We start from the raw sequence: 22795 nt of genomic DNA on the forward strand, positions 1-22795 counted from the left end.
GTCAAGCGTACGAGGGCGGAACCGCCTCGGAGGTCTCCGGCACCGTCGTCCGTGACTTGTACGCCCGGTACGCCGCCCCCGCGACGACTGTCGCGCCGAGGAAGAGCAGCGTGAACCACTGGAAGTACCAGTGCCCGCCCGCCGGGTCGTACACCGCGGCGCGCGGCCAGGCGAGGTTGACGGTCATGAAGAGGCCGTACAGGAGGGCGATCACGTTGACCGGGACGCCCCAGCGGCCCAGGGAGAAGAGCGGGCGGCCCTCCTCGTCGACGCCGTCCGGGCCGGGGAACCGGCCGCGCAGCCGTCGGACCAGGAGCGGTCCGGTGACCATCGCGTACGCCAGGTACAGCATCACGATGCAGGTGGTGCCGATGGCCAGGAAGGCCTCGGGGGATGCGAAGTTGAGGAGCAGCACGGTGGCGGCGAGGACACCGACGACCAGGGCCGGGGCGTTCGGCATGCCGGTGCGCGGGTTGACCTTGGCGAGGCGGGCGGAGAAGGGGAGCCGGCCGTCGCGGGCCATGGAGAAGAGCATGCGCGCGGCGGCCGTCTGGATCGCCAGGGTCGCCACCGCGATGGCCACCACCACGTCGGCCAGGAGCGCGCGCCCCACTCCGTCGCCGAGGGTGCTGGTCAGTACGTAGCTCAGGCCCTCCAGGCCGAGGCGTCCGTCCGTGAGGCTCGGGGCCGCGAGCAGTCCGCCGAGGACGATCAGCCCGCCGAGCAGGCCCGCCGCTCCGAGCGCGGTGAGGATCGTACGGGGCGCGGTACGGCGTGGATCGCGGGTCTCCTCGCTCATCTCGCCGGCGCTGTCGAAGCCGATCATGACGTACGCCGCCATGAAGGAGCCCACCATCAGCGCCCCGATGAGGCCGGTGCTGCCCTCGGCGGTGTGGAAGGTGATGCCGGGGGTGCGCTCGGAGTGGGTCAGCAGCAGCACGATGATCAGGGCCGCGCCGATGATCTCGGCGGTCACACCGACCCGGTTGATCACGGACATCACCCGGTTGTCGAGGATGTTCACCAGCGTGGTGAGGACGAGCAGGATCACCCCGAGGACCGCCGCGTTGGCCGCGCCGTCGGCGCTGGTGGGCGCCGGGTCGCTGCCCACGAACTGGAAGCCGGACCAGATCGCGGGCAGCACCATCTGGAGCGCGAGCGCCGCCGCAGCGACCACCACGATCTGCCCGATCACCATGATCCACCCGGCGAACCAGCCGAAGGAGAGGTTCGAGAGCCGGGAGGACCACTGGTAGATCGCGCCCGAGATCGGATAGCGCGCGGCCAGTTCCGCGAAGCACGCGGCGACCATCAACTGGCCCACCAGAACGGCCGGCCAGGTCCAGAAGAAGACGGGGCCGCCGAACGCGTACCCGAAGGCGAAGAACTGGAAGACGGTCGTCAGTACGGAGATGAAGGAGAAGCCGGCGGCGAATGAGGCGTACCGGCCGAGGCTGCGGTGCAGTTCCTGGCGGTAGCCGAACTCGGCGAGGGAGTGGTCGCCGGGGGACTCCGGTGGGTCGGGGCGTACTTCGGACGGGGCGGTGGTCGTCACGGTGGCACCTGCCTTCGGCGCGGAGGGCGAGCGGAATTCCTGTCGGGTGACAGAAATTAGGGATGGCCTGTTTCGCTCGCGTGACGTGGCCATGTCTGCGACGGGCCTAAGTCCTCACGCCCTTGCGGTCGGCGGATAATCGCGATACATCGTGTGTGTTGACGCTCTCGCGCGGTCGCGATATGTTCGGCTACGGATATTCGGGCACGAGGTGAGGCTGTCATGGCGACGAAGCGGCGCAAGCTGAGCAACCCGCTGGCGCTTGCCGTGATGGCGACCCTCTGGCAGAAGCCGATGCATCCGTACGAGATCGCCCAGACGTTGCGCCGCCAGGGCAAGGACACCAGCACGAAGATCAACTACGGCTCGCTCTACACGGTGGTGCAGAACCTGGAGAAGCACGGCTTCGTCGAGGTCACCGACGTGGAGCGGCAGGGCAACCGCCCGGAGCGCACGGTCTACGGCATCACCGAGGCCGGGCGCGAGGAGATGACCGAGTGGCTCTCCGACCTGATGGCCGTCCCGGCCCGGGAGTATCCGATCTTCGAGACGGCGCTCTCGCTGATGGGCGCGCTGCATCCGGACGAGGTGACGCGGCTTCTCGAAGAGCGGCTCAACTCCCTCGAGGTGCAGGCCGCGAGCGGCCGGGGGGCGCTGGAGAAGCTGTACGAGACGCTGCCCCGGATCTTCCTCGTGGAGACCGAGTACCAACTGCACATGGTCCGGGCGCAGGCGGAGTGGGTCCGTGGCTTCCTCGCGGAGATCAGGGCGGGCGCCCTGCCCGGCGTACAGGCGTGGCGGAGCTTCCACGAGACGGGGGAGATCCCGCCGGAGTTCCAGGAGTTGGAGGACCGCCCCATCGAGAAGTGACCCCGATACGAACAGACCCCGGCAGAGCTGTTGGAGCAGCCCTGCCAGGGTCTCGAACCCCGAACCGGACCCGCGGTGAGGCAGGCCAGGCGATCGAGGTGCGGCACACCCAGGATAGCCCGGCACTCTTCACGCGGATCGGTCCACATCCGCTGCCTGCGGATTCGTTGTCATCCGCTCACAAGGAGAGCAGTCGTCATGAATACCCGTGCGCCCGCGGTAGAGGCGCGTCAGCTGGTCAAGACCTATCCCGGTGACGTCACCGCGCTGCGCGGTATGGACGTCACCGTCGAGGCAGGCACCGTCTTCGGACTGCTCGGCCCGAACGGCGCCGGCAAGTCCACCACCGTCAAGATCCTCACCACCCTGGCCCGCCCCGACTCGGGCACCGCCACCGTCGCGGGCCACGACGTGCTGCGCCACCCGGACCGGGTGCGCCGCGCGATCGGCGTGGTCGCCCAGAGCTCGGGCGCCGACCCGATGGCGACCGGCCGGGAGAACCTCCAACTCCAGGGCAGGCTTTACGGGTTGAGAGGGGCCGCGCTCGGTCGCCGGGTGGACGAGCTGCTCGACCGCTTCAGGCTCGCGGACGCGGCGAAGCGCCCGGTGAAGGGCTATTCGGGTGGCATGCGGCGCCGCCTCGACGTCGCCCTCGGCCTGGTCCACCGGCCCGAGGTGCTCTTCCTCGACGAGCCCACCACGGGCCTCGACCCCGAGGCACGCACCGCGATGTGGGACGAGATCGCCCGCCTCGCCGGGGACGAGGGCCTGACCATCCTGCTCACCACGCACTACCTCGAAGAGGCCGACCGGCTCGCCGACCGCATCGCGATCGTCGACCGCGGCCGGGTCGTCGTCGAGGGCACCCCCGACTCGCTCAAGGGTGAACTCCGCGGTGACGCAGTGCACTTGGAGTTGCGCACGGCGGTCGAGGAGGCCGGTCGCACGCTGCTGAACGGCGCGCTGACCGGACTGCCCGGGGTGCGCGAAGCAGTGTTCGACGGCCGCCGCATCAGTGTCCGCGCCGACGACGGCGCGGCGGCGATGCCCGCACTGCTCGGGGCACTTGAGCGCGCCGGGGTCGATGTCGCCTCCGCGACCGTCGCACGGCCCTCCCTCGACGACGTCTATCTCCGCTACGCGGGCCGCCGTTACTCCGAGGCGGAAGCGGAAGTCACCGAGCGCCTCGCCCTCACGGGAGGCGCGCGATGAGCACAGCCGTCTCCCAGACCTGGTACATGACCCAGCGTCAACTCATGGTGTTCGTAAGGCAGCCGGCGTTCCTGCTGATCACGCTGATCCAACCGGTGGTCTGGCTGTTCCTGTTCGGCAACCTCTTCAAGAACGTCGTCGAACTGGGCGGCTTCGGCACCACCTCGTATCTGGACTACCTCGTTCCCGGTGTGGTCGTGATGAGCGCGCTCAGCTCCAACATGTGGGCGGGCATGACCACGCTCGACGAGATCCAGCGGGGCACCCTCAACCGCTTCCTGACCACGCCCGTCAGCCGGGCGGCGCTGATGAACGGCAATGTCGTCAACAACGGCCTGGTGACGGCCCTGCAGTCGGTCATCATCGTGCTGCTCGGGCTGCTGGGCGGCGCCGACTATCCGGGCGGCATCGGCGGTGTGGCGATCCTGATCGTCGCCTCCGTGCTCCTCGGCACGGTTTTCGGGGCGCTGTCCAACGCGCTGGGCATGCTGGTCCAGGAACGCGAGTCGATCATCGGCATCAACACGTTCCTGCTGCTGCCGCTGACGTTCCTGTCCTCGGCGTTCATGGCGCCGTCCCGGATGCCGGGCTGGATGCGGCACGTCGCCGACTTCAACCCGCTCAACTGGGCGATGGTCGCGGGGCGTTCGGCGCTGTCGGCGGACCCCGACCGGGGCGACGTGCTCAGCCGGGGCGGTGCGCTGCTCGCGCTGGCGATCGCCGCGGTGTGGCTGTCGATCCGGACGTTCAGGTCGTACCAGCGGTCGGTGTGAACCGGTCGTAGGCCGGTGTCGTCCCGCCGGAAACCGGCGGACATCAGGAGGCGGCCCGCATCACGCGTGGCCGCCTCTCGTCGCCGAGCGGCTACCTCCCGGTACCGAGTACCTCCCGGTACCGGCTGCCTCCCGGTACCGGCTACCTGCCGGTACCGGGTACCTCCCGTCGCCCGAACGAGCGACTTCCGGTACCCGAGCGAGCGCCTCTCGACATGGCGAATTCCAGGGCGGGGCCGCTCTCGATGCCGGGCGGGACCGCCTCAGGCGGACGCCTCCTGCTCCGCCTCCACCTGCGCGTTCCAGTCCCGCTTCGACGCCTGCCAGCCGTCCTCGTTGTGCCCGAGCCGCCAGTAGCCGGAGATCGACAGGTCCTCGCGCGGGAACTCGTGCTCGACCCGCAGCTTCCGGCGCAGCTCCTTCACGAAGCCGGCCTCGCCGTGCACGAAGGCGTGGACCCGGCCTTCCGGGAACTCCAGGGCGCGCACGGTCTCGACGAGCGCCTCGCCGACGGGCCGGTCGCCGCGGTGCAGCCAGACGACGTCCACCACCGAGTTGATCTTCTGCTCTTCCTCGGGTCCCGAGATCTCCACGAAGGCGTGCGCCACGGCACCGTCGGGCAGCGCCTCCAGGGCGGCGGCGATCGCGGGCAGCGCGCTCTCGTCACCGGCCAGCAGATGCCAGTCCGCGCTGGGGTCCGGCGCGTAGGCGCCGCCGGGGCCCATGAACCGCACGAGTTCGCCCGGCCGGACGTTCGCCGCCCAGGGGCCGGCCAGGCCCTCGTCGCCGTGCACCACGAAGTCGAGGGTCAGCTCGCGGTGTTCGGCGTCCCAGTGCCGCACCGTGTACGTACGCGTCACGGGCCACTGGTCGCGCGGGAACTCCGCGCGGATGACCTTCATGTCGAACGGCTCCGGGTAGGTGACACCCTCGGCGCCGAACAGCAGCTTCACATAGTGGTCGGTGCAGGTGTCGGCGCTGAATTCCGCGAGGCCGTCGCCGCCGAGCACGACCCGCTGCATGTGCGGGGTGAGCCGCTCGGTCCGCACGACGTGCGCGGAGTGCGGTGTGGGGGTCCTGCGTTCCGGACGCTCTGCCATGACGGCCTCCCATTTTTTGAGCTAAGGCTTACCTAAGTTAGCACCTCCCCCTAGTTAACACGTCAAACCTGAAGAGTCGAGAGCAACCTGTGCAACGACCCGCCCAAACCCCAGCGTACGGCCAGCTCGTCCAGCACGGCCGGGGCGCGCGGGGCGCGTGGCAGCGCGGTGTCCACCTCCGGCAGCGGGACGTCACCGGCGACCTTGACGACCGTGGGCGCCACCGCGACGTACGGCCGTGACTCGTCGAGGCGCTTGCGCTGCGACGGGGTCAGCTTGGCCTTCGGGTCGTCCACCGCCGCCATGATCCCGGCCAGGTCGCCGAATTCGGCGAGCAGCTTGGCCGCCGTCTTCTCCCCGATGCCGGGGACGCCGGGCAGTCCGTCGCTGGGGTCGCCGCGCAGCAGTGCCAGATCCGCGTACCCCGGGCCGTCGACGCCGTACTTCTCGCGCAGCCATGCCTCGTCGGTGAGTTGGAGCAGGCCGACGCCCTTGAGGGGGTAGAGGACGCGGATCTCCCGCTTGTCGTCGACCAGTTGGTAGAGGTCGCGGTCGCCGGTGACGATGTCGACCGGGCCGGTGGCGCGTCCGGTGAACGTGCCGATCACGTCGTCCGCCTCGTAACCCGCCACTCCCACGCGGGCGATGCCCAGTGCGTCGAGGACGGCCTCGATCATGGGCACCTGCGGGGACAGCGTGTCGGGCACCTCCTCCTCGTCCGGGCCGGTGTCGGTCTCCGCGGCGACGCGGTGTGCCTTGTAGGACGGGATCAGGTCGACCCGCCACTGCGGGCGCCAGTCCGCGTCCATGCAGGCCACCAGGTCGTCGGGCCGGTGGTCCTTGACGAGGCGGTCGATGAACTCCAGCAGTCCGCGCACGGCGTTCACCGGCGTGCCGTCCGGGGCTTTCACCGATTCGGGAACCCCGAAATAGGCCCGGAAGTACAGGGAGGCGGTGTCGAGCAGCATCAGGCGTCTGGTCACGCCTCGCATCATGCCGTACGGCACCGACAGTGAACGTCGTCGACAGTGACCTGGACCACTCTTGTGTTTGCTCGGTGTAAGCGGGGGCAGGCACCGCCTCTGAACGAGGCCGGGTGCGCGGTTCAACCATCGTTCAGCCGACGTTCAGCCGGTCCACCCGACGTACGAAGGATCGGACCGACGTACGAAGGCTCGGCCGAGGCGCGAAGGATCGGCCGACGTGCGAAGGATCCGGCCGCGTTCAGCGGATCAACCGTTCAGGCGCTCCACCGTCGAAGCGCTCACACCCTCCGGACGAGAGGCACACGTGTCATCCAGGCTAGAGGCCGAGCATCTGTACAAGGTGTTCGGCAGACGACCCGAAGAGGCGATGGAGCGGCTCCAGCAGGGCGCGGACCGTGAGGACCTGCGCGCCGAAGGCACCACCGCCGCGGTGATCGACGCCTCCTTCACGGTGGAGCCCGGCCAGATCTTCGTCGTCATGGGCCTGTCCGGTTCCGGAAAGTCGACGCTGCTGCGCATGCTCAACGGACTGCTGGAGCCGACCGGTGGCCATGTGCGCTTCGACGGCCAGGATCTGACCCGGCTAGGCGCCCGCGAACTGCGCGAGGTCCGGGCGAAGAAGATCAGCATGGTCTTCCAGCACTTCGCGCTCTTCCCGCACCGCAGCGTCCTGGAGAACGCCGCGTACGGCCTGGGCGTACAGGGTGTGCCGCGCGCCGAGCGTGACGAGCGCGCCGCCAGGGCCCTGGAGCTGGCCGGTCTCGGGGGCTGGGAGAAGTCCTGGCCCGACGAGCTGTCCGGCGGCATGCAGCAGCGCGTGGGGCTGGCCCGCGCGCTCGCCACCGACGCCGACCTGCTGCTGATGGACGAGTCGTTCAGCGCACTCGACCCGCTGATCCGCCGCGACATGCAGGACCAGCTGATCGAGCTCCAGAAGAAGCTCAAGAAGACCATCGTCTTCATCACGCACGACCTCAACGAGGCCATGCGGCTCGGCGACCGGATCGCCGTCATGCGGGACGGCCGTATCGTCCAGATCGGCACCGCCGAGGACATCCTCGTGCGCCCCGCGGACGACTACGTCGCCTCCTTCACCCAGGACGTCGACCGCTCCCGCGTGCTGACCGCGGAATCCGTGATGGACACCGACGTACGCGGCGACGAGGCGGACTGCGCCTGCGACACGGCCACGCCCGACACACCCTTCAACGACGTATGCGCGATCAGCGCGCGCCTCACGCACCCGGTCGCCGTGCTCGACGCGGGACGAGAGGTCGTCGGCGTCATACCGCGGCAACGGCTGATCAGCTTCCTCGGTGACGAGCAGGCCGAGCCCACGCCCTGCGCGGCTCCGCGCGACGATTCCGTGAAGGCGGTGCAGGCCGGTGCCTAGGATTCCCTTCGGTGACTGGGTCAACGACACCGTCGACTGGCTGCTGAACCACATGGCGTGGCTCTTCGACTTCCTGAAGACCGTGTTCGACGGCGCCTACGACGGCGTCAACGCCGTCCTCCAGGCCCCGCAGCCGCTGCTCCTCGCGGCCATCTTCGCCGTGATCGCGTTCTGGCTGCGCGGCACCTCCGCCGGTGTCCTCACCTTCCTGGGATTCGCCTTCATCGACTCCCTCGAACTGTGGGACGACGCGATGGTGACCCTCTCGCTCGTCCTGGTGGCGACCATCATCGCGCTCGTCATCTCGGTGCCCGTGGGCATCTGGGCGGCGCGCTCCGACCGGGTCAGCAGCGTCGTGCGCCCCGTGCTCGACTTCATGCAGACGCTGCCCGCGATGATCTACCTCATCCCGGCCATCCTGTTCTTCGGCACCGGCGCCCCCGCTGGCATGGTCGCCACCCTGATCTTCGCGCTGGCGCCCGGCGTGCGCATGACCGAGCTGGGCATCCGCCAGGTCGACAAGGAACTGGTCGAGGCCGCCGACGCGTTCGGCACCAGCCCCCGGGACACCCTGCTGCGCATCCAGCTGCCGCTGGCCCTGCCCAGCGTCATGGCGGGTGTCAACCAGGTCATCATGCTGGGTCTGTCCATGGCCGCCATCGCCGGCATGGTCGGCACCGGAGGCCTCGGCGGCGACGTGAACCAGGCCATCGGCCAGCTGAACGTGGGCCTCGGCTCCGAGGCGGGCGTCGCCATCGTCATCCTCGCGATCTACCTGGACCGCATGACCAGCGCACTGGGCACCCAGGTCTCGCCGCTCGGCCGCCGCGCCGCCGCCAGGCTGCGCGCCACGCAGGGCATGAAGATCTGGTCCTACCGGCCCCGCCCGGCCGTGGCCGTCGTCGGCGTCGTCGTGCTCGCGCTCGTCGCGGGCGGCATGGGCGTCTTCGGCGGTACGGACTCCACCTCCACCGCCGCCGCCGACGGCAAGAACGTCGGCCAGGGCAAGAAGATCAGCATCGGCTACATCCCCTGGGACGAGGGCATCGCCTCCACCTTCCTGTGGCAGGAGATCCTGGAGCAGCGCGGCTACGAGGTCGAGACGAAGCAGCTCGACGCGGGCCCCCTCTACACCTCCCTCGCGCAGGGCGACATCGACTTCGAGACGGACTCCTGGCTGCCGACCACCCACGCGGAGTACTGGAAGAAGTACGGCAAGGACCTCGACGACCTGGGCTCCTGGTACGGCCCGACGTCGCTGGAGCTGAGCGTCCCCTCGTACATGAAGGACGTCGACTCCCTGGCGGACCTCAAGGGCAGGGCGGCCGAGTTCGGCGGCAAGATCACCGGCATCGAGTCCAGCGCCGGAATGATGGGCCTGCTCAAGACCAAGGTGCTCAAGGAGTACGGGCTCGACAAGGAGTACAAGGTCGTCGACAGCTCCACGCCCGCGATGCTGGCCGAGCTGAAGCGCGCGTACGCCAAGAAGGAGCCGATCGTCACGACGCTGTGGTCGCCGCACTGGGCGTACAGCGACTACGACCTGAAGAAGCTCAAGGACCCGAAGGGCGCCTGGGGCTCGGGCGACGGCGTGCACACGCTCTCCCGCAAGGGCTTCGCCAAGGAGAACCCGGTCGTCGGCGAGTGGCTCAAGAACTTCGAGCTGACCGAGAAGCAGCTCACCGGCCTCGAGTCGGAGATCAACAAGGCCGGCCAGGGCAAGCAGCAGGACGCGGTCCGCGCCTGGCTGAAGGAGAACCCCGGCCTCGTCGACAAGCTCGCCCCGGTCAAGTCCGGCAAGGCCGCCGCCGAGACGAAGCGCGCCCTGGACGTCGCCTGGTTCCCCTGGGACGAGGACGTCGCCGTCACCTACCTGTGGAAGAACGTCCTGGCGCGGCGCGGCTACACGCTGAATCTGAAGCAGATGGACGTCGGCCCCGTCTACACCGGCCTTGCCTCCGGCGATCTCGATCTCAACTTCGACGCCTGGCTGCCGTACGCCCAGTCCAACTACTGGGATCAGCACAAGAACGATCTGAGAGACCTCGGCACCTGGTACGAACCGACCTCTCTGGAGATCGCCGTGCCCAGCTACGTGAAGGACGTCAAGTCCCTCGCCGACCTCAAGGGCAAGGGCGGCACCTTCGGCGGGAAGATCATCGGCATCGAGCCGGGCACCGGCGAGATGAACCTGCTCAAGACGAAGGTGCTTCCCGGCTACGGCCTGGACAAGGAGTACAAGGTCGTCGACGGCTCCACGCCCGCGATGCTGGCCGAGCTGAAGCGCGCGTACGCCAAGAAGGAGCCCGTCGCCGTCGTCCTGTGGTCGCCGCACTGGGCGTACAGCGAGTACGAGCTCACCAAGCTCGCGGACGACAAGAAGCTGTTCGGCGAGGGCAACACGATCCGGACCATCTCCAGCAGGAAGTTCCCGGAGCAGTATCCGCAGCTCACCGAGTGGATCAAGAACTTCAGGATGAGCGAGGACGAACTCGGCAGCCTGGAGGCCGAGATCAAGGACCAGGGCCAGGGCAATGAGGAGGACGCCGTGGCCGCGTGGCTGAAGGAGCACCCGGACATGGTGGAGCGGATGACTCCGCAGTAGTCCGCCGGTGGTTCGCCGAGGGGTGGACCTTCGTCGCGCGGGGCGGTTGCCCCGTGTGGCGAAGGCCACCCCTCGCGCAGTTCCCGGAACCCCCGGCCGGTCCGTACGCTCGCCTCCCCTTCCCCTCGCGTTTCTGTGAGACCCCGTGCGATCCCTGCTCCGCCCCCGCTCCCTCGCGGCCCTGCTCGTGGTGCTGGCGACGGCCGCGCTGCCGCGGGCGGACGCGGCGCCCGGGTCCGCCGCCGTGGCGAGGCTCGTGTCGCTGGCCGGCGACGTGCGCGACGCCGACGGTTACGCGTACGCGCTGCGTGACGACTCCGGCCGCACCATGGACACCGCGGAGATCACCCGGTCGCCCGACGGCACCTATCTCGCCGTCTACCACTCGACCCTCGCCGACGGCCGCTTCCATTCGGCCATCGCCACCTCCACGGATCTGCGGACCTGGACCCGCCGCCACGACTTCGGCGCGGGTACCAGCCAGCCCACACTCGCCTTCGACGGCGCCGGTGGCTACGTACTGGCGTACGAGAGGGATCCGGACAACCACATCGCGGTACGCGGCTACGCCGATCTCGGTGCCCTGCTGGCCGGAGACGCCGACCGCGCCTACGACACGCCGCGCACTCTCTCGTCCTGCGCCGAGGGCACCCCGGACATCACCGCCGTGCACGACGGCACGGTCGAACTCACCGGCCACTACCGGGCGGGCTGCGACACCGACCGCCAACTCCGGGCCACGCTGACGGACTTCACGACCTGGCACGCCGAGCCCGACCAGCGCCTGGACCGGGCGCTGGAGGCCTGGGGGACCAGCGGAAACATCGGCGACCGCTCGGCGATCGAACTCGCGGGTGCGAAGCTGGTGTTGGTAGAGGGGCAGGGGTTGCGCGAGGACTTCGGAAGCTGGCGGACCTATGCCTACGATCCGGTGACAGGACGGGCCGACCGGCTGACGGTACGCACCCACGGCGGCAGCCGGGCCTTCGCCAACCCGTCCGCGACCCTGCTCACCGACCCGGACGGGCATCCGGCCCTACTGGTCAGCCTTTTCGTGCCGAGGGAGGGCGCGGCGCCCGGCGAAGCGGGCCAGCTCCTCTATTGGCGCGAACTGTAGCCCTCACCCTCCCTCCACGTGTCAGCGATGTGACGGGTGCGTGAAACGGTTTGCCGAACATGCGTAGGGTGCAGACAACTCTTCAGAAGCGGTGCGCCGAAGCACTGACCGTAGAAGCGACCGACGACGCGAGGGAGGGAGCCGAAACGATGGGCGACCACAAAGAACAGCCCCTTCGGGTGGGCGCGGCAGTACGGCGGCGCCGCCGTGCGCTCGACCTCACCCTCGCCGTCGTGGCCGAGCGCAGCGGCCTGTCGGTGCCCTTTCTCAGCCAGGTCGAGAACGAGCGCGCCCGCCCCAGCAGAACGTCCCTGGAGAAGGTCGCCGACGCGCTCGGCACCACCGCCGTCGAACTGCTCGCCGCCGCCGACCCCGCGTGCAGCGTCGATGTCGTGCGCGCCGAGGCCGCCGAGTACGCCGCCGAGGCGCGCGTGCGCCCCCTGGTGCGCGGACACCACCAGTTGCACGCCACCGAATTCACCGGCGACCACGACGAGGGCCGCGAACTCCAGCTCCGCAACGACAAGTTGATGTACGTCGTCGACGGCGCCGTCGAGGTCGAGGCGGAGGGCCGCGCGCATCGGCTGGGGCGCGGCGACACCATGTATCTGACGGGTGGCGTGCGGCACCGGTGGCGGGCCACCGTGCCGGACACCCGGGTGATCGTGGTCGAGGTCGCCGACCACATCGACGCGGTGGAGGACCGGCACAACGTTGGCAGGCACTGACCCGGGCCGTGCCGCCCCGCGCGTCGTGTCCCTCGTGCCCTCGCTCACCGAGGCCGTCGCGCTCTCGCTGCCCGGCGTCCTGGTCGGTGCGACCGACTGGTGCGCCCATCCGGCGGACCTCGACGTCGTACGGATCGGCGGCACCAAGAATCCCGACGTCGACGGCATCCTGCGGCTCGCCCCCGACCTGGTGGTCGCCAACGAGGAGGAGAACCGCGAGCCCGACCTGACCGCCCTGCGCGCGGCGGGCGTCGAGGTTCTGGTCACCGAGGTACGGGACCTGCCGGGAGCCTTCCGTGAGCTGGACCGGGTGCTGCGCGCGTGCGGGGCGCGGGACCGGCCGCGATGGCTGGACGAGGCGCAGGCGGCGTGGGCAGAGCTGGTGCCTCCGGACCGGCGTAGGACCGCGGTCGTACCGATCTGGCGCCGGCCCTGGATGGTGCTCGGCCGGGACACCTTCGCCGGGGACCTGTTGGCCCGCCTCGGCGTGGACAACGCGTTCGCGCGGCACGAGGACCGCTATCCCCGTCTCCCGTTGCCGGAGCTCAGGGCGGCGGCCCCCGAGCTCGTGGTCCTGCCCGACGAGCCGTACCGCTTCACCGCCGACGACGGACCCGAGGCGTTCGACGGCCTGCCCTGCGCGCTCGTCGACGGACGCATGCTCACCTGGTACGGGCCGTCACTGGCACAGGCTCCGCGAGTGCTGGGCGAGGCGCTGCGAGCAGCTCGCCGCTGACCAGGCCGCGGGCCGTGCGGACGGCGGCCACCGCCCAGGCGGTCACCAGCAGGGCGTACAGCGCGACCGCGAGTCCGTCGAAGGCGACCAGACCGGTGTGCCGGGCCAGCCCCTCCGCGCCGGTGACGCAGGTACCCACCGGGAAGGTGAACGCCCACCACGTCATCGTGAAGCCCATGCCCCGGCGCCGGGCGCGCAGCACCATCGTGCCGGCGAGGGCGAGCCAGAACAGCGCGAAGCCCATCACGGGGACGCCGTACAGGACGGCGAGCGTGCCGAAGCCCTGGTCGTACGGGGCGGCCACCACGCCGGGCGCGAAGTCGGCGAACTTGCCGACCGCGGTGGTGGACTGGCCGAGCGGGCCGAGCACCAGGAACAGCGTCGGGGTCAGGGCGAGCGGCAGCGGGCCGTCGGTGACCAGCCGGGCGAAGATCAGTGGCAGCATCAGCAGGGTGGCCAGCAGGCTCAGTCCGAACATCGCGAAGCACCCGAGGAAGAGGGCCTCCCGCGCCTGGCCGGGCGGCAGATACGGGACGAGGAGCGGGCCGAGAGCGGCGGACACCATCGGCGCGACGACCGGGAGCAGCCACACCGGGCTCGCCTGGCCGGGCTCGATCCGGTGCCGGACCACCATGAGGTACGGGATGGCCACGGCGCCGGCGAGAGCGATGACCGTACCGGCGCCGAACAGGACGGCGTCCAGCGCGACCGCCGCGTCCACGCCGATCCAGTCCCGGCCCACGACCAGGGCACCGCCGCCCACGGCCAGCAGGGCCATGGACAGGCAGCCGTAGAAGGGGGCGGTCGCCGGGTCGAGGAAGCCGGCGCGCGCCCGGTCGCGGTGGTGTGTCCAGTGCAGGGCCCGCGCCACGAGCAGGACCACGAGCATCGCCAGCGAGAGCGCCCAGACGGCGGCGCAGAGGGTCCGCAGACCAGGGACCGCCCCGGGGAGCCCGGCGCCCGCCGTGGCCACGATCGCGGTGCCCATCACCGGGGCGTACCAGTTGGGGCCGAGGTGGCGGAGAGCGGTGGTGCGCCGGGTTCCGGCCCCGGCGAGCGACGTGACGGGGTGCGCTGCGGAGACCATGACTCCACCGTCCCGCCGCGGCGCGCTCCCCACCAGGGAGTACCGCGCTATGAGGGCATAAGCTGGCTTTATGAGTGGGAGTGCTGGGTCCGGCGAACGGACGGGGGTCGCGCACCGGGTGCCGGATCTTGGGGCGATGGAGCTGTTGCTCGCGGTGGCCCGGCTGGGCAGCCTGGGGCGGGCCGCGCGGGAGCTGGGGATCACCCAGCCGGCGGCCAGCGGCCGGATCCGTTCGATGGAACGGCAGCTGGGCGTGGCTCTCGTCGACCGCTCACCGCGCGGATCGCGTCTCACCGACGCCGGGGCACTGGTCACGGACTGGGCGCGGCGGGTCGTGGAGGCGGCCGAGGCGTTCGACGCGGGGGCGCAGGCGCTGCGGGACCGGCGTGACTCCCGGCTGCGGGTCGCCGCGAGCATGACGATCGCCGAGTATCTGCTGCCGGGCTGGCTGATCGCGCTCCGCGCACAGCGGCCCGACACGGCGGTGTCCCTCCTCGCCGGGAACTCGAAGGCGGTCGCCGAGCGTCTCCTCGCCGGTGAGGCCGACCTCGGTTTCGTGGAGGGCCTGGCCGTGCCGCCCGGTCTCGACTCGGCGGTCGTCGCGCACGACCGGCTGATCGTGGTGACGGCGCCGGACCATCCGTGGGCGCGCCGCCGTTCGCCGCTGGCCGCGGCGGAGTTGGCGGCGACGCCGCTGATCCTCCGAGAGGAGGGCTCCGGTACCCGACAGGTCCTCGACGCCGCCCTCGGTGGCCTTGCCCGGCCCCTCATCGAGCTGTCCTCCACCACCGCCGTCAAGGCGTCCGTCGTCAGCGGCGCGGGCCCAGCCGTCCTCAGCGAACTGGCCCTTGGCGAGGAGCTCTCCGCCCACCGTCTGGTGAGCGTTCCGCTCGCCGACGTCCAACTGCGGCGGGCCCTGCGGGCGGTGTGGCCGACGGGGCACCGGCCGACGGGGCCGGCGAGGGACCTGCTGTCGCTGACGCGGCGGGTGTGAGGGGGTTTCCTCGCCCCGCCGCCGCCCAACCCCCGCTCCTCAAACGCCGGAGGGGCTGATTCTCAGCCCGTCCGGCGTTTGAGGACGAGCGCGTCAGCGCGAAAGGGGGGTCTGGGGGCGCAGCCCCCAGGAACGGGACGGGAAGGGGCGGAGGGGGCGAAAAACCCCCGGCGTTCAGGACGCCGCGCTCACCAGCCCCTCCATCACCCGCAGATCGTCCCCCATCTCCGGATGCCACTGCACGGCCAACGCCCAGGTGGCACGCGGAAGTTCAATCGCCTCCACCGTCCCGTCCACCGCGTGCGCGGACACCCGCAGCCCCTCACCGAGCCGATCCACCGCCTGATGGTGGTACGTCGGCACGGCGGACGACTCCGGCACGAGACCGGCGTACAGACTCCCCGGCACCGGGATCACGTCATGGTGCCCGACCACCCCGACCTCCTTCACATGCCCGTCGAGATGCTGGACGAGCGTCCCGCCGAGGGCGACGTTGAGGAGCTGCATGCCCCGGCAGATGCCCAGGATCGGCGTGCCGGAGGCCAACGCCGCGTCGAGCAGGGCGAGTTCCCAGGCATCGCGCTCGTGCGCGGGAGGCCCGGTACGCGGCGACCGCTCGGCGCCGTAGCGGGCGGGATCGACGTCCGGCCCACCCGCGACGACCACCCCGTCGAGGCGGGCGACGACCGCCGCCGCGCGGGACGGATCGTCCGGCGGCAGCATCACGGCGAGCCCTCCGGCCCGCTGCACGAGCCGCGGATAGCCGACCGGCAGCAGCGCCGCCTCCAGCTCCCACACACCCCAGCGCGCCGCGGACTCCAGATACGTACTCACACCGATCAGCGGCCTGGCCACCCTGCCTCCTCCGAACTGATTGGAACGCGCCCATACCTTTGCGGGCCGGACGCCCGGAAATGAGACCCTCGCGGCCTCACGTCAGGAACCCCCGCAGCAGCGCCGCCGTCCCCCCGCAGTGCTCCCGCATCATTTCCCGCGCCCCGTCCGCGTCCCCGTCGAGCACCGCCTCGACCAGCGCGCCGTGCTGGTGCTGGGAGTGCTCCAGGTTGCGTACGAGGAGCGGGATGCAGTCGAGGAGATCGTTCACACGAGCGCGTACGGCCGCGTACTGGGCGGTGAGCGAGGGGGAGCCGGAAAGCTCGGCGAGGGTGAGGTGGAGCATGGTGTCCAGCCGGCGGTAGTCGGCCAGCGGGGCGTCCCGGGTGCCGGCGAGGGCCGCGCGCAGCCGCTCCGCCTGCTCGTCGTCGAGTCCGTGGGCCGCGCACAGACCCGCCGCGCCCACCTCAAGCACCTCGCGGAAGCGCAGTACGTCCTCGATGTCGACCTCGGCGACTCGGCGCCGCAGTTCGTGCTTGCCGGGCGCGCCGGTCCTGGCCAGCACAAAGGTGCCGCCGTACCGGCCGCGCCGCGACTCGACGAGCCCCTGGTCCTGCAACACCTTCAGGACCTCGCGCAGCGTCACCCGGCTGATGCCGAGCCGCTCCGCCAACTCCCGCTCGGCGGGCAGCCGTTCACCGCCCGGCACCAGGCCGAGCCGGAGGACCTGAAGGATCTGCTCCAGCGCCTCCTCGAAACCGTTGCCCGCCCGCACGGGCCGCAGCACCGACGTCAGCCGGTCGTCCGCCCCGCCGTCGGATTCCACCCGCGTCATCCGGTCGCGCCCCCTTCCCAAGCAATGGTTCTCAGCAATACCTTATGACTCTCGGCTGACCCAAGGAGGCTTTTCCGGTGGCAGACCGCACACCCCCGCTCACCGTCGAGGAACTGCGCGACCTGGTCGCGGGCGGCGAGATCGACACGGTCGTCCTTGCCTTCCCCGACATGCAGGGACGGCTCCAGGGCAAGCGGTTCGCCGCGCGATTCTTCCTCGACGAGGTCCTCGAACACGGCACGGAGGGCTGCAACTACCTCCTCGCCGTCGACACCGAGATGAACACGGTCGACGGTTACGAGATGTCCTCCTGGGACCGGGGGTACGGCGACTTCGCCATGCACCCCGACCTGAGCACCCTGCGCCGGGTCCCCTGGAACGAGGGCACGGCCCTGGTCGTCGCCGACCTCGCGTGGAACGACGGCTCCCCGGTGGTGGCCGCGCCCCGCCAGATCCTGCGCCGCCAGCTCGACCGGCTCGCCGAACTCGGCCTCACCGCCCAGGTCGGCACTGAGCTGGAGTTCATCGTCTTCAAGGACACCTACGAACAGGCCTGGGACGCCGGGTACAAGGGGCTCACCCCGGCCAACCAGTACAACATCGACTACTCGGTGCTGGGGACGGGACGGATCGAGCCGCTGCTGCGCCGCGTCCGCAACGAGATGCAGGCCGCGGGCCTCACCGTCGAGTCCGCCAAGGGCGAGTGCAATCCCGGCCAGCACGAGATCGTCTTCAAGTACGACGAGGCCCTGGTCACCTGCGACCAGCACGCGGTCTACAAGACCGGCGCCAAGGAGATCGCCTCCCAGGAGGGCGTCTCGCTCACCTTCATGGCGAAGTACGACGAGCGCGAGGGCAACTCCTGCCACATCCACCTCTCGCTCACGGACAAGGACGGCACGAACGTGATGGCCGGCGACGGACCGGGCGGCATGTCGGACGTCATGCGGTACTTCCTCGCCGGACAGCTGGCCGCGCTCCGCGACTTCTCGCTCCTCTACGCCCCGAACATCAACTCCTACAAGCGGTTCCAGCCGGGCTCCTTCGCCCCGACCGCCGTCGCCTGGGGCCAGGACAACCGCACCTGCGCCCTCCGGGTGGTCGGCCACGGCCGCTCCATGCGCTTCGAGAACCGGCTCCCCGGCGGTGACGTCAACCCGCACCTGGCCGTCGCCGGACTCCTCGCGGCCGGCCTGTACGGCATCGAGAAGAAGCTGGAACTGCCGGACGCGTGCACCGGCAACGCCTACACCGCCGGGTACGACCAGGTCCCCACCACCCTGCGCGAGGCCGCCGAGCTATGGGAGAACAGCCCCATCGCCCGAACCGCCTTCGGTGACGAGGTGGTCGCGCACTACCGCAACATGGCGCGCGTCGAGCTGGACGCCTTCGACGCCGTGGTGACCGACTGGGAGCTCCGCCGCTCCTTCGAACGCCTGTGAGGCCGAACGTGTCGCGACCGTACGAACTGGAAGTGCTCAACCCGGCGACCGAGGAGGTCATCGCCACCGTCCCCGGCGCCACCGCGGCCGACGTCGACGCCGCCGTCGTACGGGCGGAAAAGGCACAGGCCCGGTGGGCCGCCCTCGCCCCGGGCGAGCGTGCCCGGCTGCTGCGCCGCTTCGCCGTCGTCGTCGACGAACACCTCGAGGAACTCGCCCGGCTGGAGGTCCGCGAGGCCGGTCACGTGATCGGCAACGCCCGCTGGGAGGTGGGCAACGTCCGTGACCTGCTGGACTACGCGGCCGGGGGAGTGGAGCGGCTGACCGGCCACCAGATCCCGGTCTCCGGCGGCCTGGACATCACGATCCTCGAACCGCTCGGCGTCGTCGGGATCATCGCCCCCTGGAACTTCCCCCTGCCGATCGCCGCCTGGGGCACCGCCCCGGCGCTCGCGGCCGGCAACGCGGTCATCCTCAAGCCCGCCGAGACGACACCCCTCACCGCGTTGCGGCTGGCCGAACTCGCCCTGGAGGCAGGCCTGCCCGAGCACCTCTTCCAGGTGCTCCCGGGCGCGGGACCCGTCGCGGGCAACGCGCTCGTCGAACACCCGGGCGTCGCGAAGATCGTCTTCACGGGGTCGACGGCGGTGGGCAAACAGGTGTTGGCGAAGGGCTCGGCGCTCCTCAAGCGCGTCACCCTCGAACTCGGCGGCAAGAGCCCGAACATCGTCTTCGCCGACGCGGATGTCGAGGCCGCCGCCGCCGCGGCTCCCATGGCCTTCCTCGACAACTCCGGCCAGGACTGCTGCGCCCGCACCCGCATCCTCGTCCAGCGCTCCGCGTACGACCGCTTCCTCGAACTCCTCGCCCCGGCCGTCGAGTCCGTCGTCGTCGGCGACCCCTCCGACGAGCTCACCCAGATGGGCCCGCTGATCTCCAGGACGCAACGGGAACGCGTGCGTTCGTACGTCGCCGCCGACGCGCCCGGCATCCACGGCAAGGCCCCCGAGGGCCCGGGCTTCTGGTTCCCGCCGACGGTCCTCACCGATGTCGAGCCCGACGCGCGCGTGGCCGTCGAGGAGGTCTTCGGCCCGGTCGCGGTCGTCCTCCCCTTCGAGGACGAGGCCGACGCGATCAGGCTGGCCAACGCCACCGACTACGGCCTGTCCGGCTCCATCTGGACCCGCGACGTCGGCCGCGCCCTGCGCGTCTCCGGGGCCGTCCGCGCCGGGAACCTGTCCGTCAACTCCCACTCCAGCGTCCGCTACTGGACCCCGTTCGGCGGCTTCAAGCAGTCGGGGATCGGCCGCGAACTCGGCCCGGACGCCCTCACCGCCTTCACCGAGACCAAGAACGTCTTCATCAGCACGGAGGGCCCCGCACAGTGACGTCACAGACCTCAGAGACCATCTGCCGCCGACTGGTCGGCCGTACCGCCGTCATCACCGGCGCGGGCAGCGGCATCGGGCTCGCCACCGCGCGACGGCTCGCCTCCGAGGGCGCCCACGTCGTCTGCGGCGACGTCGACGAGACGAGCGGCAAGGCGGCCGCCGAGGAGATCGGCGGGATCTTCGTCAAGGTCGACGTCACCGACCCCGAGCAGGTCGAAGCGCTCTTCAGGACGGCGTACGACACCTACGGCTCCGTCGACATCGCCTTCAACAACGCGGGTATCTCACCGCCCGACGACGACTCGATCCTCGAAACCGGCCTGGAGGCCTGGAAGCGGGTCCAGGACGTCAACCTCACCTCCGTCTACCTCTGTTGCAAGGCGGCGATCCCCTACATGCGGCGCCAGGGCAAGGGCTCCATCATCAACACGGCGTCCTTCGTGGCCCGGATGGGCGCGGCGACCTCGCAGATCTCGTACACGGCCTCCAAGGGCGGGGTGCTGGCCATGTCCCGTGAACTGGGCGTGCAGTTCGCGCGGGAGGGCATCCGGGTCAACGCGCTGTGCCCCGGCCCGGTCAACACCCCACTGCTCCGGGAGCTGTTCGCCAAGGACCCCGAGCGGGCCGCGCGCCGGCTCGTGCACATCCCGGTCGGCCGGTTCGCGGAGGCGGACGAGATCGCCGCGGCGGTCGCGTTCCTCGCCAGCGACGACTCCTCCTTCGTCAACGCCAGTGACTTCCTGGTGGACGGCGGAATCTCGGGCGCGTACGTCACGCCGATGTAGCGGGGTCCTAGAGTGCCGGGATGAGTATGACGCCGCCGCCCGGCTGGTACCGCGACCCGTCGTACCCGCTCGCCGAGCGCTGGTGGGACGGGACGGCGTGGACCGAACACCGGCGTCAGCCCGTGGCGCCCCAACAGCCATTGGCGCGGCCGGAGTTCCCCGACGGGGGTTCCGGCCGCGCGAAGGCCGTCGCCCTCGTCGCCGCCGTGGCTGTGCTGGTCGCCTCCATCGTCACCGGCGCCGTACTCCTCGGCCGGGGCGACGGCACCGGCGACGCGGCGACGAACACCGAGCCGACCCTCGTGCCTTCCTCCGAGCCGTCCTCCTCCGTGCTCTCGCCCTCCCGGTCCCCGTCCGACGATCCCGCGGTCGTCGTGGACGAACTCAACGGCATCACCTTCCCGTTGCTCGACGGCTGGGCGAGGCCCGAGAACGTCACCGAGGACGATGTCGTGATGACGACCCCGGGCACCTACGACTGCCCCGGCGACCCCGGTCCCTGCCGCCACGGTCTGGTCATCTCGCGCACGGTCACCGGGAACGACGAGAAGTCTCCGGAGATCCTGGCCAAGCGGGACATCGCGGAAGCGGCGGACAGCGCGTACGACCGTGACATCCTCGACCGGCGCCCTTTCGACGGCATCGACTCCCACAAGCAGCTGAGGGCGGGACCGGTCGCCGTCGCCGGGCGGGCCGGGTACCTCGTGCGCTGGCAGGTCGACACGGCCGCCGGGCCCGGGGGTTACGTCCAGTCGCTGGCGTTTCCTGCGGGCGTGGGTTCGCAGGCGCTGGTCATCGTCCGCTTCGTCTTCGACGCGGGCGAGGACGGGCCGCCGCCGGCCGACCTGGACCGGATCACCAAGGGGATCCGGCCGGTCGGCGACGCGGACACCGGCGGCGGTGTGGGCAGCGGCATCGGTCCGTCCCAGTAGCCGCCGCTGCCACCGGAACCGGAAGGCGGGCGTCAGAGGAAGGTGTGTCCTTCCCCGCGATACGTCGGGACCGACTCCGTCACCGAGTCGCCCGCCACCAGGTGGAGCGTGTCGAACCGCTCGCACAGCTCACCGGCCTTGGCGTGCCGGAACCACACCTTGTCGCCGATCAGCAGGTCGTCCGCGGGGGCGCCGATCAGCGGGGTCTGCACCTCGCCCGGGCCCTCCTGGGGGTCGTATTTCAGCCCTTCCGGGAGGTAGGGCACCGGCAGCCGGTCGGGACCGGCGGCGCCCGACGCCGGGTAGCCGCCGCCGAGGACGGTCACGATCCCGACGCCCGGCCGGCGGACGACGGGCTGGGCGAAGAGCGCGGCCGGACGCCCGCTGAACGAGGTGTAGTTGTCGAAGAGCCGCGGCACGTAGAGTCCCGATCCCGCCGCGATCTCCGTGACCGAGTCCTCGGCCGCCGTGTGCTGCACGCTGCCGGTGCCGCCGCCGTTGACGAACTCCAGGCCGGGTTCCACGGCTCGTACGGCACGGACGACGTCGGCGCGCCGCTGGACGAGTTCCTTGCGGGCGGTGGCCTGCATCAGGCGGACGGCACGCGACCGCAGCGGACGCCCCTCGACCGCGTCCCCGACACCCGCGATGTGGCCCTCGTACGCCATGATCCCCACGAGCCTGAACCCGGGGCGCCGGGTCACCGCACGGGCCATCTCGGCGAGCTGGGCGGCGGAGCGGAGCGGCGAACGGAGGGCGCCGACCCGGACCCGGCCGCCGAGCAGCTGGAGGGAGGTGTCCAACTCCAGGCAGACGCGCACGACTTCGGTGCCGCCCTGGCGTGCCTCGTCGATGAGGCGCAGCTGGGCCGGGTCGTCGACCATGACGGTCACGGCGGCGGCGAGCTTGGGGTCGGAGGCCAGCTCGGCGAAGCCCTTGGTGTCGGCGGACGGGTAGGCGAGCAGGATGTCGTCGAAGCCGGAGCGGGCCAGCCAGATCGATTCGGCGAGGGTGAAGGACATGATCCCGGCGAAGCCGTCGCGGGCGAGGACGCGTTCGAGCAGGGCGCGGCAGCGGACGGATTTGCTGGCGACGCGGACCGGTTTGCCACCGGCCCGGCGGACGAGGTCGTCCGCGTTCGCGTCGAAGGCCTCCAGGTCCACGATCGCGAGAGGGGCGTCGAGGTGAGCGGTGGCCCGGTCGTAGCGGGCCCGGTCTGCGGCGCGGGCAGTCATGCCCGAAGCCTGCCAGACAGGATTACCGCAGGGTAGGGGGACGATCCGGGCAGATGCCCCGGGCCTGCCGACTGAGTCCCTCCGGGCGCACGTCAACCCGTAGAGTGACGCGCACGCAGGGAGGAACGACCTTGCCCGGGCGGGGTGCGCCCGGGGTGACGGCCCCCCGGCGCGGGTATGCGTGC

At 70.8% G+C, this 22795-nt stretch carries 20 protein-coding genes; 13 read left to right on the plus strand and 7 right to left on the minus strand.

The window, feature by feature from the left end:
• Position 1 precedes the first annotated feature (1 nt).
• Positions 2–1555 carry an amino acid permease gene (locus ACIBLC_RS16665; protein WP_399211666.1) on the minus strand — a complete coding sequence of 518 codons (1554 nt, stop codon included), beginning with the start codon at positions 1553–1555 and terminating at the stop codon, positions 2–4.
• A gap of 222 nt (positions 1556–1777) precedes the next feature.
• Here ACIBLC_RS16665 and ACIBLC_RS16670 point away from each other — a divergent pair, with 222 nt between their 5' ends.
• From ACIBLC_RS16670 to ACIBLC_RS16680, 3 genes are all read left to right on the plus strand, one after another.
• Positions 1778–2425, plus strand: a complete 648-nt coding sequence (locus tag ACIBLC_RS16670; protein WP_399211667.1) for a PadR family transcriptional regulator — start codon at positions 1778–1780, stop codon at positions 2423–2425.
• Between the two features lie 198 nt (positions 2426–2623).
• Positions 2624–3637 (plus strand): ATP-binding cassette domain-containing protein, encoded by a 1014-nt coding sequence (locus ACIBLC_RS16675; RefSeq protein ID WP_399211668.1) that lies wholly within the window; start codon positions 2624–2626, stop codon positions 3635–3637.
• Positions 3634–4410: an ABC transporter permease gene (locus ACIBLC_RS16680; RefSeq protein ID WP_399211669.1), complete on the plus strand. Its 777-nt coding sequence runs from the start codon at positions 3634–3636 to the stop codon at positions 4408–4410. Before ACIBLC_RS16675 ends, ACIBLC_RS16680 begins: the two co-directional genes overlap by 4 nt.
• A 263-nt stretch (positions 4411–4673) precedes the next feature.
• On the opposite strand, the gene ACIBLC_RS16685 is transcribed toward ACIBLC_RS16680, so the two are convergent.
• Entirely contained in the window at positions 4674–5510 is an 837-nt protein-coding gene (locus ACIBLC_RS16685) for a siderophore-interacting protein (RefSeq protein ID WP_399211671.1), read from the minus strand.
• A 62-nt stretch (positions 5511–5572) separates the two neighbouring features.
• Positions 5573–6502 (minus strand): 5'-3' exonuclease H3TH domain-containing protein, encoded by a 930-nt coding sequence (locus ACIBLC_RS16690; protein WP_399211815.1) that lies wholly within the window; start codon positions 6500–6502, stop codon positions 5573–5575.
• A gap of 298 nt (positions 6503–6800) precedes the next feature.
• Between ACIBLC_RS16690 and ACIBLC_RS16695 the strand changes: the two genes are divergently transcribed.
• The 5 genes from ACIBLC_RS16695 to ACIBLC_RS16715 all read left to right on the plus strand — a co-directional run bounded on the left by ACIBLC_RS16695 (position 6801) and on the right by ACIBLC_RS16715 (position 13075).
• Entirely contained in the window at positions 6801–7889 is a 1089-nt protein-coding gene (locus ACIBLC_RS16695; RefSeq protein WP_399211672.1) for a glycine betaine/L-proline ABC transporter ATP-binding protein, read from the plus strand.
• Positions 7882–10494: an ABC transporter permease/substrate binding protein gene (locus ACIBLC_RS16700; RefSeq protein ID WP_399211673.1), complete on the plus strand. Its 2613-nt coding sequence runs from the start codon at positions 7882–7884 to the stop codon at positions 10492–10494. The genes ACIBLC_RS16695 and ACIBLC_RS16700 overlap by 8 nt, the downstream gene beginning before the upstream one ends.
• A gap of 145 nt (positions 10495–10639) precedes the next feature.
• A complete protein-coding gene (locus ACIBLC_RS16705) occupies positions 10640–11611 on the plus strand; it encodes a hypothetical protein (protein WP_399211674.1) in 972 nt (323 codons plus the stop codon).
• 149 nt (positions 11612–11760) lie between these two features.
• Complete coding sequence (locus ACIBLC_RS16710) at positions 11761–12339, plus strand: helix-turn-helix domain-containing protein (protein ID WP_399211675.1); 579 nt, start codon at positions 11761–11763, stop codon at positions 12337–12339.
• Positions 12326–13075, plus strand: coding sequence for a helical backbone metal receptor (locus tag ACIBLC_RS16715; RefSeq protein ID WP_399211676.1), 750 nt, complete (start codon positions 12326–12328; stop codon positions 13073–13075). The genes ACIBLC_RS16710 and ACIBLC_RS16715 overlap by 14 nt, the downstream gene beginning before the upstream one ends.
• Here the strand turns inward: ACIBLC_RS16715 and ACIBLC_RS16720 are convergent.
• Positions 13002–14162 (minus strand): TDT family transporter, encoded by a 1161-nt coding sequence (locus tag ACIBLC_RS16720; RefSeq protein ID WP_399211677.1) that lies wholly within the window; start codon positions 14160–14162, stop codon positions 13002–13004. The two genes, ACIBLC_RS16715 and ACIBLC_RS16720, sit on opposite strands and share 74 nt — an antisense overlap.
• 70 nt (positions 14163–14232) lie before the next feature.
• Between ACIBLC_RS16720 and ACIBLC_RS16725 the strand changes: the two genes are divergently transcribed.
• Positions 14233–15156 (plus strand): LysR family transcriptional regulator, encoded by a 924-nt coding sequence (locus ACIBLC_RS16725; RefSeq protein WP_399211678.1) that lies wholly within the window; start codon positions 14233–14235, stop codon positions 15154–15156.
• A gap of 174 nt (positions 15157–15330) precedes the next feature.
• On the opposite strand, the gene ACIBLC_RS16730 is transcribed toward ACIBLC_RS16725, so the two are convergent.
• A complete protein-coding gene (locus tag ACIBLC_RS16730) occupies positions 15331–16011 on the minus strand; it encodes a gamma-glutamyl-gamma-aminobutyrate hydrolase family protein (protein WP_399211679.1) in 681 nt (226 codons plus the stop codon).
• 76 nt (positions 16012–16087) lie between these two features.
• Entirely contained in the window at positions 16088–16825 is a 738-nt protein-coding gene (locus ACIBLC_RS16735; RefSeq protein ID WP_399211680.1) for a FadR/GntR family transcriptional regulator, read from the minus strand.
• Between the two features lie 77 nt (positions 16826–16902).
• On the opposite strand from ACIBLC_RS16735, the gene ACIBLC_RS16740 reads away from it, so the two are divergent.
• Genes ACIBLC_RS16740 through ACIBLC_RS16755 form a run of 4 tightly spaced genes read left to right on the plus strand, consistent with a single transcriptional unit; the run spans position 16903 to position 21375 of the window.
• On the plus strand, positions 16903–18267 hold the full coding sequence (locus tag ACIBLC_RS16740; RefSeq protein WP_399211681.1) for a glutamine synthetase family protein: 1365 nt from the start codon (positions 16903–16905) through the stop codon (positions 18265–18267).
• Between the two features lie 8 nt (positions 18268–18275).
• Entirely contained in the window at positions 18276–19655 is a 1380-nt protein-coding gene (locus ACIBLC_RS16745; RefSeq protein ID WP_399211682.1) for an aldehyde dehydrogenase family protein, read from the plus strand.
• Positions 19652–20443, plus strand: coding sequence for a 3-oxoacyl-ACP reductase (locus tag ACIBLC_RS16750; RefSeq protein ID WP_399211683.1), 792 nt, complete (start codon positions 19652–19654; stop codon positions 20441–20443). The genes ACIBLC_RS16745 and ACIBLC_RS16750 overlap by 4 nt, the downstream gene beginning before the upstream one ends.
• Before the next feature lie 26 nt (positions 20444–20469).
• Positions 20470–21375 (plus strand): DUF2510 domain-containing protein, encoded by a 906-nt coding sequence (locus tag ACIBLC_RS16755; RefSeq protein WP_399211816.1) that lies wholly within the window; start codon positions 20470–20472, stop codon positions 21373–21375.
• A 32-nt stretch (positions 21376–21407) separates the two neighbouring features.
• On the opposite strand, the gene ACIBLC_RS16760 is transcribed toward ACIBLC_RS16755, so the two are convergent.
• Positions 21408–22610, minus strand: a complete 1203-nt coding sequence (locus ACIBLC_RS16760; protein ID WP_399211684.1) for an amino acid deaminase/aldolase — start codon at positions 22608–22610, stop codon at positions 21408–21410.
• Between the last annotated feature and the right edge of the window lie 185 nt (positions 22611–22795).

Source organism: Streptomyces sp. NPDC050535, from assembly GCF_044457665.1.
GTDB lineage: Bacteria > Actinomycetota > Actinomycetes > Streptomycetales > Streptomycetaceae > Streptomyces.

Excerpts from the sequence above, each read along its gene's own strand:
- ACIBLC_RS16760 (WP_399211684.1), bottom strand. The coding sequence starts at position 22,610 with ATGACTGCCCGCGCCGCAGACCGGGCCCGCTACGACCGGGCCACCGCT.
- ACIBLC_RS16685 (WP_399211671.1), bottom strand. The coding sequence starts at position 5,510 with ATGGCAGAGCGTCCGGAACGCAGGACCCCCACACCGCACTCCGCGCAC.
- ACIBLC_RS16675 (WP_399211668.1), top strand. The coding sequence starts at position 2,624 with ATGAATACCCGTGCGCCCGCGGTAGAGGCGCGTCAGCTGGTCAAGACC.
- ACIBLC_RS16725 (WP_399211678.1), top strand. The coding sequence starts at position 14,233 with ATGAGTGGGAGTGCTGGGTCCGGCGAACGGACGGGGGTCGCGCACCGG.
- ACIBLC_RS16690 (WP_399211815.1), bottom strand. The coding sequence starts at position 6,502 with ATGCGAGGCGTGACCAGACGCCTGATGCTGCTCGACACCGCCTCCCTG.
- ACIBLC_RS16710 (WP_399211675.1), top strand. The coding sequence starts at position 11,761 with ATGGGCGACCACAAAGAACAGCCCCTTCGGGTGGGCGCGGCAGTACGG.
- ACIBLC_RS16670 (WP_399211667.1), top strand. The coding sequence starts at position 1,778 with ATGGCGACGAAGCGGCGCAAGCTGAGCAACCCGCTGGCGCTTGCCGTG.
- ACIBLC_RS16720 (WP_399211677.1), bottom strand. The coding sequence starts at position 14,162 with ATGGTCTCCGCAGCGCACCCCGTCACGTCGCTCGCCGGGGCCGGAACC.
- ACIBLC_RS16755 (WP_399211816.1), top strand. The coding sequence starts at position 20,470 with ATGACGCCGCCGCCCGGCTGGTACCGCGACCCGTCGTACCCGCTCGCC.
- ACIBLC_RS16680 (WP_399211669.1), top strand. The coding sequence starts at position 3,634 with ATGAGCACAGCCGTCTCCCAGACCTGGTACATGACCCAGCGTCAACTC.
- ACIBLC_RS16735 (WP_399211680.1), bottom strand. The coding sequence starts at position 16,825 with ATGACGCGGGTGGAATCCGACGGCGGGGCGGACGACCGGCTGACGTCG.